The organism is Hymenobacter rubidus, assembly GCF_016734815.1.
In the GTDB taxonomy this organism is placed as follows: Bacteria; Bacteroidota; Bacteroidia; order Cytophagales; family Hymenobacteraceae; genus Hymenobacter; species Hymenobacter rubidus.
Window position 1 is genome coordinate 78,372 of the sequence record NZ_JAERQF010000024.1, and the last position, 12,768, is coordinate 91,139.

At 58.0% G+C, this 12,768-nt stretch carries 7 protein-coding genes and 1 pseudogene; 2 read left to right on the plus strand and 6 right to left on the minus strand.

What is annotated here, in order from left to right:
- Nucleotides 1–27: 27 nt before the first annotated feature.
- The 6 genes from kduI to JKL48_RS15880 all read right to left on the minus strand — a co-directional run bounded on the left by kduI (nt 28) and on the right by JKL48_RS15880 (nt 9,401).
- Nucleotides 28–858, minus strand: coding sequence for a 5-dehydro-4-deoxy-D-glucuronate isomerase (gene kduI, locus JKL48_RS15855; RefSeq protein ID WP_201984203.1), 831 nt, complete (start codon nt 856–858; stop codon nt 28–30).
- A gap of 100 nt (nt 859–958) precedes the next feature.
- The gene (kduD, locus tag JKL48_RS15860) at nt 959–1,729 is read right to left on the minus strand and encodes a 2-dehydro-3-deoxy-D-gluconate 5-dehydrogenase KduD (protein WP_201984204.1); all 771 of its coding nucleotides are present in this window, start codon (nt 1,727–1,729) and stop codon (nt 959–961) included.
- 357 nt (nt 1,730–2,086) lie between these two features.
- Nucleotides 2,087–3,043: a pectinesterase family protein gene (locus JKL48_RS15865; protein ID WP_201984207.1), complete on the minus strand. Its 957-nt coding sequence runs from the start codon at nt 3,041–3,043 to the stop codon at nt 2,087–2,089.
- A 491-nt stretch (nt 3,044–3,534) separates the two neighbouring features.
- Nucleotides 3,535–5,220 (minus strand): sodium/sugar symporter, encoded by a 1,686-nt coding sequence (locus JKL48_RS15870; protein ID WP_201984209.1) that lies wholly within the window; start codon nt 5,218–5,220, stop codon nt 3,535–3,537.
- A 387-nt stretch (nt 5,221–5,607) separates the two neighbouring features.
- The gene (locus JKL48_RS15875) at nt 5,608–7,536 is read right to left on the minus strand and encodes a glycoside hydrolase family 88/105 protein (protein WP_236668844.1); all 1,929 of its coding nucleotides are present in this window, start codon (nt 7,534–7,536) and stop codon (nt 5,608–5,610) included.
- A gap of 161 nt (nt 7,537–7,697) precedes the next feature.
- Nucleotides 7,698–9,401, minus strand: coding sequence for a glycoside hydrolase family 28 protein (locus JKL48_RS15880; protein ID WP_201984211.1), 1,704 nt, complete (start codon nt 9,399–9,401; stop codon nt 7,698–7,700).
- Nucleotides 9,402–9,859: 458 nt separating this feature from the next.
- On the opposite strand from JKL48_RS15880, the gene JKL48_RS15885 reads away from it, so the two are divergent.
- Both JKL48_RS15885 and JKL48_RS15890 read left to right on the plus strand, forming a co-directional pair.
- Entirely contained in the window at nt 9,860–10,882 is a 1,023-nt protein-coding gene (locus JKL48_RS15885; RefSeq protein WP_201984213.1) for a T9SS type A sorting domain-containing protein, read from the plus strand.
- Nucleotides 10,883–11,293: 411 nt separating this feature from the next.
- Nucleotides 11,294–12,768 (plus strand): annotated as a pseudogene (locus JKL48_RS15890) (hypothetical protein); the annotation flags it as partial.

Genomic DNA, 12,768 nt, shown 5'->3' on the forward strand with positions numbered 1-12,768 from the left:
TGGGTGGGAGTTTTTTAAAATCTTATGCTAGCGCAGCGTGTCCAAGGGCACGGCGTCCATGTCGGTGTATTCGCGGTTTTCGCCGGCCATGCCCCAGATGAAGGCATAAGCGGCCGAGCCACAGCCGGTGTGAATGGACCACGGCGGCGAGAGAATGGCCTGTTCGTTGTTCACCCACAGCGGGCGGGTTTCGGTGGGCTCGCCCAGCAGGTGCAGCACGCGCTGGCCCTGCGGCACGTTGAAGTAGAGGTAGGCCTCCATGCGCCGGTCGTGGGTGTGGCTGGGCATGGTGTTCCATACCGAACCGGGCTTGAGTTGCGTGAGGCCCATTACCAATTGGCAGCTCTGAATGCCCTCCTGGTAGATGTATTTATAGATGGTGCGCTCGTTGGCGGTTTCCTTCGCGCCCATTTCCACGGGCGTGGCTTCGGCCTGGGTGCGCAGGGCGGTGGGGTGCGTGTGGTGGGCCGGTGCCGACAGCAGGTAAAACTTTGCCGGCTGGGCCGCATCGGCGCTGGCAAAGGTGACGTTTTGCGCCCCCATGCCCACGTAGAGGCAGTCCTGGTAGTTCAGTTCATAGACCGTCCCATCCACCGTGATAGTTCCCGCACCGCCCACGTTCAGGGCGCCCAGCTCGCGGCGCTCCAAGAAAAAATTGGCTTTGAGCGACTCCGGGCAGGGCAGCGTCAGAGGCATTTCTGTGGGCTGCGCGCCTCCCACAATCATGCGGTCGTAGTGCGTGTAGGTCAGCTCGATTTCGCCGGCCGTGAAAATGTTCTCAATCAGGAAGTGTTCCCGGATGCCGGCAGTGTTGAGGGTAGCCGTTTCGCGGGGACCAATGGCAAAGCGTTGGGTCATCTTTTTTAATGAAGAATGAGGAATGAAGAATGAGGAATTGTTGCGGACGAATCAGGCGAAGCAATTCTTCATTCCTCATCCTTCATTCCTCATAGCAAAGCTACCGCCCCATCCAGCCGCCGTCGACGGTGAGGATGGTGCCGTGCACGTAGTCGCTGGCGGCCGAGGCCAGGAACACAGCCGGGCCTTGGTAGTCGGTGGGCAGCGCCCAGCGGCCGGCCGGAATGCGGCTCAGGATGGCGGCGCTCCGCTCCTCGTCCTGGCGCAGGGCGGCGGTGTTGTCGGTGGCCACGTAGCCGGGGGCAATGGCGTTCACGTTCACCCCGCGGCCGGCCCACTCGTTGGCCAGGGCCTTTACCAGGCTGCCCACACCGCCTTTGCTGGCTGCATAGCTGGGCACATTGATGCCGCCCTGGAAGGTGAGCAGCGAGGCCGTGAAGACGATTTTGCCCGAGCCGTTCTTCAGCATCTGGCCGCCAATGGCACGGGCCAGGCGAAACGGAGCGTCGAGGTTGATACTGAGCACGGCGTCCCAGTCCTCATCAGAATGCTCGGCAGCCGGAGCGCGGCGAATGATGCCGGCGTTGTTGAACAGGATGTCAATCACCGGAAAATCGGCCTGCACCTGCTTGATAAAGCCTTGCAATTCTTCCAGCTTGCCGAAATCGGCCTGGTAGCCCTTGTACTCGCGGCCCAGGGCCTGCACAGCGGTTTCGGTTTCGCCTCCGGGGGGCATGTGTATCGATACGCCAATGATATCGGCACCGGCTTCGGCCAACCCCAGGGCAATGGCTTGCCCGATACCCCGGTCGCAACCCGTAACGAGGGCGCGCTTACCAGCTAAACTAAAAGCAGAAGAAAATGCAGTCATAAAAAGGGATGATGCGAAGACGTTAGAAACTCTATTTTGTGCACAATGCTTGCTTTGGAGCTAGCATTGCTTCATAAAGATTTCCTGAAGCATCATCCAAAAACAAGAGTTGGACAATATTTTTTTGTGCAATCGTTGCCGGGAACGATGCCATAGTCCTAACTCAGCCCACTACATGGGCATTTATTTGGCCTCAATGCTTGAAAACGCAAAAAATCGATTTTCGCTACCGCTACTTGAAGCCCATATCATAATTTGTACTTTTCTAATAAATACGCCTTTCAAATAATTTTCTGCTTTCTATAAAAATAGCGCCCTTAGGCTCGCAATATCCCTTGGCGACACTGCCACGGAGCTTTACTCAACCAACGTAGGGTCCCACCCCCCGAGCACGGCTTCGCGGGTATAGAAAGCCGCCTGCTGAGGCGTGAGCTGGTGCGACCACAAGATGCGGGCCTTGGGCGCGGCACCGGGTCCGATGGACTTGAATTCTCCAAAAAATGCGTCCTGCTTGTTGCTTTCCTTGCCCCAATGGTCCCAGCCTTTGGGATGGATGGCGGCACTTAATTCGCAGTTGAGTAGCACGGTTTTGGCAAAGGGCTTCCAAGGCCGGGCCAGGAAATAGGAGTCGGCGGGTGCATCGCCCACAATCTTGCAGCGCTGGAGCACAAATCCGTAGCGGATGCTGTCGGGGGTGGAAGCAGCCATGATAACGGTACCGCCCGCTTTGCAGAATAAGGTGCAATCCTCGAAATAGGCCGTTGCAGAGCCCAGAATGTAATCGGTGGTGCCTTCGATGTAGCAATTTTTATAATACTGCCGGCTGCCGTACCCATACGGATACAGCGTGTCGCGGAAGCCCAGAAAGCGGCAGTTCACGAAACGGGCCTTGTCGCCGTACACCCACATAGCGGGCCCCTGCCCTACCGTGCCGGCGGTGTTTTCGAAGGTGAGATTTTCGGCCGAAAAGTCATTGCCAAACACCCGGAAGCTGGCGGCTTCGGACGTGCCCAGGGGCTCGCCGCTGGCGGGGGTGCGGCCGTTGTAGTCGTCGTAGGTGAGGATGGTGGTGTTGGCATCTTCGCCCACCAAGCGCACGAAGTTCTGCTTTTTGGCTAGGTTCAGCTTCTCTTTGTAGATTCCCTTTTTGATGACGATGGTGGTGAGGACGCGGCTGTTTTTTGGTACCGCATCGAGGGCGGCCTGCACGGTGCGAAAGGCTCCGCTGCCGTCCTGGGCCACGACTATTTGCTTGGTTTGGGCAAAGCCACTGAGGCTGCTGACCAGCAATACGAAGAGTAAAACTTTATACATAAACGGGTGGGATTGGAAAAGAAGTAGCCGGCGCCCTTGGCTGGGCCAGCTACTGCGAACTTACGGATTAATTCGCCATCAGTCCAAATCTACATCGCCTGCATCATTGGTTTTACCAATTCCACTACAGAATAAGCCAACTTTCGCCTCAATAAGCAACCCGCGAATTACCGCATTAAAATATTGGAATCAAGTGCTCATCATGCAATCGAAGCTTGGCCGTAGAGGAGCTTGGCAGAGCCCCTGTTTGCTACATGCCGAATCATGCCGGTGGCCTTACAACGCCAGGCCCATCAGGTGGCCGTGCCCAAGCCAGCCCCCATGTGAGAGCACAGGGTGGGGACAAACCAAAGGCGCGAAATCGACAACTGCCATCAACCTTGCCCCGACTTAGCCGAGGCATCTGCATCAATTAGCCGAGGCATCTGCATCAAAAAGCCCGTCAGCGAGTGCAGACGGGCTTTTGCGGATGGTTAGTCAGAAAGGATATACTACCAGTAGATGGTGTACAGCGTGGTGAGAATGACCACAATAGCGGCCGCGCCGATAACGAAGCTGGGCTGCGGCCGGAACATGCTGCTGTCAACTTCCAGGCCGTTGGTTTTCTTGCCCCGGCTGGTTTCAAACAGGCTGATGAAAATCATGGCAATAACGCAGAAGATGAAGACGAAACCCATCCGGTCGAGGAAGGGGATTTCGTAGATGCCCTCGGCATTTTTGATAGCGAAGCCAAAGGGCGCGAGGAACGACAGATTCATCATGCCGGGCAGGAACTTGAGTAGCAACGACATCATGAAACCACCGATGGTGGCGAAAAGGGCGGCGCTTGAGGTGGTTTTCTTCCAGAAGAAACCCAGGATGAACATGGCGAAAATACCCGGCGACACAAAGCCCGTGTACTCCTGAATGTACTGGAAACCACCTTTTTTGTCGATGCCCAGGTGCGGTGCGATGAGCACGCCCAAAATCATGGCCACCACTACGGCAATTTTGCCGGTGCTCACCAGCGTCTTTTCCGAGGCTCCGGGGTTGATGACTTTCTTGTAAATATCGAGGGTGAAGATGGTGGCAATGGAATTGGCTTTGCCGGCCAGCGAGGCTACCACAGCGGCCGTAAGGGCCGCGAAGGACAGGCCCTTCAGGCCCGTGGGCAGGATATTGAGCAGCACCGGGTAGGCGCGGTCGGGGTTCAAATTGGCGCCGGCGCCAAACTCAGCGGACCCAAACACGTCCTGCTTATACAGCACGTAGGCGGCAATGCCGGGCAGCACCACAATCACGGGCATCAACAGCTTGAGGAATGCAGCGAACAGGATGCCGGCGCGGGCCGTGGGCAGGTCGGCGCCCAGGGCCCGCTGGGTGATGTATTGGTTACAGCCCCAGTAGTTCAGGTTCACAATCCACATACCGCCGAGCAGCACCGTGAGGCCCGGCAAATCGATATAGTTGGGGTTGTCGCGCTTGAAAATCATCTGGAAGTGGTCGCCGGCGTTGTGGGTCATCAAGTTGAAGCCGTTGATGACGCCCGTGGTTCCGTTGTGCTCCGCCACCAGATTCAGGGCCAGGTAGGTGGTAGCCAGACCACCGAGAATCAGGAAGAACACCTGAATAACGTCGGTGAAGCCAATTACTTTCATACCGCCCAGTGTGATGAGGACGGCAAAGCCGGCCAGCATGTACATGCAGAAATTCAGGTTCAGGCCCGCGATGCTGCTGATGGCAATGGCGCCGAGGTAGAGAATCGAAGTCAGGTTCACGACCACGTAGAGGGCCAGCCAGAACAGCGCCATAATCATAGCCACCGTGCCGTTATACCGCTGGCTGAGAAACTGCGGCATGGTGAAAATGTGGTTCTTCAGGTACACCGGGATGAAGAACGTGGCCACCACTACCAGCGTAATGGCGGCCATCCACTCGTAGGTGGCAATGGCCAGGCCCATCTTGAAACCCGAGCCCGACATGCCCACAAACTGCTCGGCCGAGATGTTGGAGGCGATGAGCGAGGAACCGATGGCCCACCACGTCAGGGAGCCCTCCGCCAAAAAGTAATCTTTCGAATCGCCCTCCACGGTGCCGTCGTGGCCTGTTTTGCGGCGGTAAATCCAGATGCCGTAACCGGCTACTATGATGAAGTAGACGAAAAAAACGATGTAATCAATCGTAGAGAGCTTGTTCATTGAACGAGTAAGTGGGAATTAAAAGCTGCCTATTCGAAACGCCGGCAGGCGCAGAGTGGCGAGGCTATGGGAAAGTAATGTTCCGGCAAAAAAACCGTTTCTGAAAGGAAAATCTTTGTTTTCCGCCGTAAACGTTCTCGGAACCGTTGCCGATAGTCGCCTCCGCAGCCACCCAAAACAAAGCCGGCCGGGATTCTTCCCGGCCGGCTTTGTTTACTTGTTTCGCGTTAGGTTGAAGCTGTTTAGAAAGTCTGATTTGCCTGCACGTCTGTCATCCTGAGCGCAGCGAAGGACCTTATCCCGTCAGAACAACGCCTATTCTGACGGGATAAGGTCCTTCGCTGCGCTCAGGATGACAACGATTTTGACTTTCTAAACAGCTTCGTTTTACTTCGACAACAGCCAGCCGGCCAAATCTTTGCCGGCCTGGAAGTTCTCGAAAGTGGCGGGAATCTTACGGCCGTCGGTGTATTCGTTATACAACCACGGGTCGCCGAGGATAAATACCTTGCCCTTGCCCAGCCGGGCCGTGGCCATAATGACTTTGCCGTTGTTGGTGACCAGCGGCTGGGCCGGCGTGGCCACCGACAGCACCGACAATTCCTTCACGTAAGCGGTTTTAGCGTTTTTGAACACGGTTTTGCCGGAGGTCAAATCCACTTTGCCTTGCTCGAACTGCGAGCCCTGCACCATGTTCACGCTTTGGTCGGTGAACTGCACGCCGAAGTTTTTGGCCAGTTCGTTGAAGTGCTTGATTTCGCAGTTGGCGGTGTCGTTGGCCAGCAGCACGAGGGTGCCGCCACCCTTTACCCATTCGGTAATGGCTTTGCTGTCGGCGGGCTGCACGTAGTTGGGCTTGGGCGACTCCTTCCGCGAGTCCGGGTCGACGATGATGTAGACGCTCAGAGACTTGAGGGTGGCCGCGGTAGGCGCAGTGGGCACGGCCACGGTTTTGGCACCCAGCTCGCGAAACTGATTGCCCCACAACCAGAAGCCGCCGTGCGTGCGCTCTTCCCAGGTATAATGCCACTGCTCCGGCTCGCCGGTGAGGGCGTTTTTCCGCATTTCGTGGTTGAAATAGTAGTCCAGTCCCACGGTTTTGCCCTGGCCCAGCGCATCTTCCGCCGCAATTTCCATCTCGGTGCTGGCCAGGATGAAAGGTCCGACGCCCTTGTAGTCGTTTTTGCGCAGCGGCTCGGTGAGGTAGTAGTCGAACGTGCCGTCGCGGTAGGGCTTGCCGCCCAGGCCGCCCACGCTCACCGTCCCGTTGAAAGCCAGCGCACCGCCGGCCTCGGTGGCCACGAAGGTTTTCAGGATGCCGTCGTAGCCGTTTTTGGCTACGGCAGCATACTTCTTATCGAGGTAGCCCAGCCGCACGCCCTTGGCCAGCGCGTACACAAACATGCTGCTGCCGGAGGCCTCGGCGTAGTTGCCTTTGCGGCCCTCCTGGCCCATTACGAGGCTCCAGGTGCCGGTTTTGGGGTCCTGGTACTTTTCCAGCACGGGCGCCAGCCGTTGCAGGGCTTTGACGAGGGCGGGCCGCTGCGGGTGGTTGGCAGGGAAGTAGTCGAGCACGTCGACCAGCGCCATGGCGTACCAGCCAATGGCGCGGTCCCAGAAGCTGGGGCTCTGGCCGGTGGCTTTATTGGCCCAGGGCTGTTCGCGGCTTTCGTCGAAGCCGTGGTAGAGCAGGCCGGTTTTGGGGTCGACGAGGTTCTTCTCAATCAGGGCAAACTGCTTGGCTACGTCATCGAGGCCGGCGGGCTGGTTGAACAGGCGGCTATACTCGGCGTAGAACGGCTCGGCCATGTACAGGCCGTCGAGCCACATTTGGTTGGGGTAGGTTTTCTTGTGCCAGAAGCCGCCTTCCTTGGTGCGCGGCTGCTCACTGAGCTGCTTACGCAGCACCTGCGCGGCCTTGATGTACTTGTCCTGCTCGGGCACCGACGACAACTGGCTCAGCAGCAGCAGCCCGCGCCCGGGCGTGATGTGGTCGAGCTGAAACTCGTCGGCCCGATAGGTGCGGATGCTACCGTCCTTCTGCACGAAGCGGTTGAGGTCCTTCTGAATGTAGGTGTAGTAGCGGGCATCGCCGGTGCGCTGCCACACGCGCTCCAGGGCGGTGTACATCAGTCCCTGCTCGTAGTTCCAGCGGCTGACCTTCGCGTTGCCGATTACGATGGAATCAGGGTTCCACGAGATAAAGGCATCAGCCATGCGCTGCGAGTAGGGCTTCGGGGCCGTTTGGGCCGAAGCGGTTTCGGTGAGCAGCGACAGGCCCAGCAAGGGCACAAGAAAGCGGGTGGGTTGTTTCATATCGAACATTAATGGAGCGTCATCGTGTAGAGCAGAACGTCATGCTGAGCGCAGTCGAAGCATCTCTACCGCAATAGTAAACCCTTTCGATTGGATTGCTACCGCGGCAGAGATGCTTCGACTGCGCTCAGCATGACGTCCTTTTTTGTAAAGAAATTGAATTAGCGCTGCGCCACGGTCACCGTTTTCTTAGCCACTTTGTCGCCTAGCTGCACGTCCTTTTTGGCCAGCTTAGTGTTGGTGTTGGTCAGGCGGATGTCCTTGCTGCGGTCGCCGGTTACGCGCAGGAGCAGGTCGGCGCCGTTGGTAAAGCGGATGCCGTCCAGGGTGATGTTGTGGCTGTTTTGCACTTCCATTACCGGCGCGGTATCGGTAGAGAGCAGGGTCACGTTTTTCAGGCGAATATTCTCAGCTTCCTGGCAAACCAAGCCTTTTTTGCTTTCCAGCACCGCGTTTTCGATGCTGATGTCCTTGATGCTCATCTCGGGCAGGCCACGCACCAGGATGCCGGTGGTCGCGCCTTTGCAGGTGATGTTGCGAATCTGGAAGTGCTGGAACTGCGGCGTGCCTTCATTCAGCGGCATGGGCGCAATGACGGGCGGGGCCGTGCTTTCGCCGGCCATGGGCACGGGGTCTTTGGCGGCGTAGTACATATCGAACAGCACGGCCTCGCCGGCAATGTCGGTCATGTCGACGCCATCCACGAAGATGTTCTCGACCACGCCGCCGCGGCCCCGGGCGGTTTTGAAGCGCAGGCCCACGTCGGTGCCAATAAAGGTGCAGTTGCTCACGTACAGGTTGCGCACGCCGCCCGACATCTCGGAGCCAATCACGAAGCCGCCGTGGGCGTGGTACACCCGGCAGTTGCGGATGGTGAAGTTTTCGGTGGGCACGCCGCGCTTGCGCCCCTCGGCGTCGCGGCCCGATTTGATGCACAGGCCGTCGTCGCCCACGTCGAAGGTGCAGCCTTCAATCAAACCGTTGCGGCACGATTCCACGTCGATGGCGTCGGTGTTCTGGCCGTACCAGGGGTTGCGGGCCGTCACGTTGCGCACGGTCAGGTTTTCGCACAGCAGCGGGTGAATGGTCCAGGCCGGCGAATTCTGAATGGTGAAGCCTTCGAGCAGCACCTGCTTGCAGCGCGTGAGGCTGAGCATGTTGGGCCGCAGAAAGTCCCGGATATCATCGAAATCGGCCGGGTTGAGGCTCTTGCGGGGCGTGCCGGCGGCAGCCAGCAGGTTGCCCTTCAGCGAGGCCGCCGAGGGGTACCAGTAGTCTTTCTTGTCGTTGAGCACGCCGCCCGAGCCCACCAGCTTCTGCCACTGCGTTTCGTTGAGCTTGCTCTTCTTCACGGGCCGCCAGGCATCGCCGGCGCCATCGAAGGTGCCGTTGCCGGTGATGCCAATGTTGGTCAGGTTCACGCCCGAAATCGGGGCCTGGCTTCGAATGGCATCCTCCCCTTCCCAGCTGGTTTTGATGAGCGGAAACTGGCTACGGTCGGCCGTGAACTGCACGAGCGCGCCGGTAGCCAGGTGCAGGTTCACGTTGCTTTTCAGCACAATGGGCCCGGTCAGCCACAGGCCGCGCGGCACCAGCACTGTGCCGCCGCCCACGGCGCAGGCATCAATAGCTTTGCGGAACGCCTCGGTGTTCAGCGTTTGGCCGTCGGCCACCGCGCCGTACTTCGCGAGGTTGAAGGTGTCTTTCTTGAACGAGGTTTGCAGCACCGGGGGCAGGTCGGGCATATCGGCCATCGTGGAGTTGCCAACCAGCGAAAGCTGGCTTTTAGAAGTATCGGCCGGTCGAAAAGCGGAGGCGGCAAAGGCCGCCGAACCTGCCAGCAGCAGTGCCAAGGTTTGTTTCATTGGGTGGGATGAATAAGACTGCGCCCGCCAACGCAGCCACCTGATGTGAGAAAGGGCTTTATTACCCCATACAATATTAGGCGTGTTCCGAACCGGAACTTTCCTGTACTGATAAGAGCAGACACCTTTTTTTGTGCAATCGTTGCCGGGAACGTTCTCGCATCGCCCTTTCAACGGCATTCAGCACACCTTATAAACCGGCCTGCTCCATAGGCTCATCATTTGCCGAAAAGCCCGCTATAATGCCACGCAGGTACTAAATAGAGGCCTTTCTGATAACGTTCCCGGCAACGATTGCGCAACTAAAAAAACCCAAACTTACTGTTTTTCGGTAAAAGGGTGGCAGCTTGCATGAGTATTGTATGAGTAATGCCTTGCTTATACTTGTGGTGATGCCTCAACCAAAGGTTTTCAACCGTTTTCCCTATTCCATTTCTCACCCTTAGTTTACTTTTTAGATGAAAAACAATCTACTTTCGGCTCTTCTGCTACTGGCTGGTTTAGGCACGGCAGAAGTGGCCAGCGCACAAACCCAGGTATTTGTGCAGTGGCCCTTGAAACGCAACAATGCTGACAGTACCGCCGTGCGCTCAACCGGCGTTACGCCGGGTACTCCGGTATTTAAGCGCTACGTCATTTCCAACGGGCAGGTGCCAACGGGTGCGGCGGCATTCGCTCCTTACTCAAGCGCTGGTCAGGCATTTGGCGTGCTGGCTGATGGTAGCGGCTGGAGTTCGACGGCCCCATCAACTGGCCCTGGCAGTGCCCCCAAGCGTATTTACTATGAGCAATTCTCGTTCACGGCCACAGCCGCCGTGCAAGTTGACTCACTTCTATTCAGTGCTTCGGTAGCCAGTTCGGCAAATGGTAAAGTCGCAGCGGTGTATTCCCGTAGCAACTTCGCGACTGACTCGACTGATGTAACGGGTGGCAAAGGGCCTACCGGGGTACTACCAAGCACCGCAAATGCTACGTTTGGCCTGAGTTCCACTGGCGGCGGCGTCAATACCGCCGTCAACGGGGCATTGGTTCCTCAGTACGTTGCCGGCGCTCCAAACTCAGCTACTACGTTCCGCTTGGCACTCAACGGTGCCACTGGCTTAGCTGTTCCTTCGGGGCAAACGCTGACTGTACGCATCTACTTTGGAGTAGGCAGCACCGGCATTGGTCGTTATGTGCTACTGCGCAACGTGACCCTGAAGAGCAAGCAAGTGGCGCTGGCCGCCCGCAATGCGGTGGCTACCAACCTGGCTGTGTACCCCAACCCGGCTCAGAACGTCCTCAACGTGCCCCACGCTGCCGCTAGCCGCGATGCCCGCGTAACGGTATTCAGCACCACCGGTGCCCAAGTGACCACCTTCGCCGCCCAGCCCGGCACTACCGAAACGACGGTTAACCTGGGTGCCTTGGCCAAAGGCCTGTACCTGGTTGAGTACACGGACGGTTCGCAGCGCAGCAGCGCGCGCATCGTAAAAGAATAGTTCTTCATTGTTCTGCTAGCAAAAGCGCCTTCGGTTATGCCGGGGGCGCTTTCTGTTTTTACGGCTCAACGGTTACCCGAATGGTGCCGGACCATGCCTCCTTTTTCTTTATATTAAACGAATGCTCTTCGATGGTGTCCGAATAGCAACCCCGTATTTCGCTACCCGAATTGGGCTCTTAACTCAGTTCGCGTGGCGCACACGTTGATTGCGGAAGAAATACTCAACAAATCAAGACGTTTGCGCGATTGAATCTCCCTGATTATTTCTGTAGATTCGCTGCTGGCAACGTTGCCGGGAACGATTGCGCAAGTATAAAATGCATGTTCCTTTTTTTACGGGCCGATAATTCGATACTTCGTTATCATTTCACTTTCTTTAACTTTTCCATCCTTTCAAAACCCACCGTACATGCTACAAAAAATACCCGCTCCCTCTGGGGCCGAAGTATCGACCCGGCCCGGCTTTTTCCGGAGAAATGCTCCCCGGGTGCTCACCTGTCTCTCGCTGCTGCTACCCGGGCTGGCGTGGGGCCAAATTCAGACTCCTACTACCCTTACGCCTATCAACCTAGGCACCACGGCGTACACGCAGAACTTCAACGTTTTGGACAATGCCGCTGCCAGCTCGGTGCTGCCGGCAGGCTTTGGCTTTGTTGAAATAAACGTGGGTACCGGCACCACCGCCAACAGCACCTACACGCCCATCACCATCAGTTCCACGGGGTTAGGCAGTTCAGGCACGGGCGATACCTACAGCTATGGGGCCGGCGCCACTGCCACCACCGACCGGGCCTTTGGCAGCGTACGCAGCGGGTCTTTGGCCGAGCAGTACGGCTTTGCGTTCACCAATAATACGGGCGGCACCATTACCAGTCTGGCGGTGAGCTATACGGGCGAGACCTACCGCCTGGCGGGCTCCACCACCCCGCGCAATGCTTCCGACCGGCTGGATTTTCAGTACAGCACCACTGCCTCTTCGCTCACCACTGGCACTTATGTAGATGTGGACCCGCTGGACTACACGGGCCCGGTGAACACTTTGACGTCCAGCACGGGCTACGATGGCAACGACCCCGCCAACCGCACCGTGGTGACGGGCAACATTACGGGGCTGAGCATTCCGGCTGGCGCCACGTTCTACATCCGCTACGTTGACTTCGATGCGGCCGGAGCCGATGACGGCCTGGCCATTGACGACTTTTCGGTAACGGCTACTTCCGCTATTCCCTGCAATGCCGCTTTCAGCTACGGCAGCGCCTCGTATTGCGCCAGCGGCACCAACCCCACGCCTACTATCACGGGCACGGCCGGCGGCACGTTCAGTTCGACCACGGGCCTGGCCCTCAGCGCTACTACCGGTACCATCACCCTTGCTACCTCTACGCCGGGCACGTACACCGTGACCTATACCCTGAGTTCAACGTGCAGCAGCACGGCTTCGGTTACGATATCGGGTTCGCAGTCGGCCGCGTTCAGCTACGGCGGCACGCCGTATTGCAAGACCGTTACAGCCAGCCAGCCTGTCGTACTAGCCACAGGCGCTACGGCCGGTACCTTCACCTCGACCACCGGCCTGACGCTGGATGCCGCCACCGGCGCCATTGTTCCGTCGACCTCTACCGCTGGCACTTATACTGTTACCAATACGGTCGCGGCCTCGGGCGGCTGCGCGGCAGCTTCCTCGACCGCTACGGTGACCATCACAGCGCCCCCGTTGGCCAACATTGGCTACGCGGCTTCGAGCTACTGCACCACCACTACCGGCACGGTGGCTCTGGGCATTGGCACGGGCAGCACGCTGGGCACCATCACGGTGAACCCGGCCACGGGCCTGACCATCGATGCCACCGGCGCCATCACGCCCTCGACCTCGACGCCCGGCAC

What these genes read in the sequence shown, in the direction of transcription:
- kduI (WP_201984203.1), bottom strand. Translation starts at nt 858, where the DNA reads ATGACCCAACGCTTTGCCATTGGTCCCCGCGAAACGGCTACCCTCAAC.
- JKL48_RS15875 (WP_236668844.1), bottom strand. Translation starts at nt 7,536, where the DNA reads ATGAAACAACCCACCCGCTTTCTTGTGCCCTTGCTGGGCCTGTCGCTG.
- JKL48_RS15880 (WP_201984211.1), bottom strand. Translation starts at nt 9,401, where the DNA reads ATGAAACAAACCTTGGCACTGCTGCTGGCAGGTTCGGCGGCCTTTGCC.
- kduD (WP_201984204.1), bottom strand. Translation starts at nt 1,729, where the DNA reads ATGACTGCATTTTCTTCTGCTTTTAGTTTAGCTGGTAAGCGCGCCCTC.
- JKL48_RS15870 (WP_201984209.1), bottom strand. Translation starts at nt 5,220, where the DNA reads ATGAACAAGCTCTCTACGATTGATTACATCGTTTTTTTCGTCTACTTC.
- JKL48_RS15865 (WP_201984207.1), bottom strand. Translation starts at nt 3,043, where the DNA reads ATGTATAAAGTTTTACTCTTCGTATTGCTGGTCAGCAGCCTCAGTGGC.
- JKL48_RS15885 (WP_201984213.1), top strand. Translation starts at nt 9,860, where the DNA reads ATGAAAAACAATCTACTTTCGGCTCTTCTGCTACTGGCTGGTTTAGGC.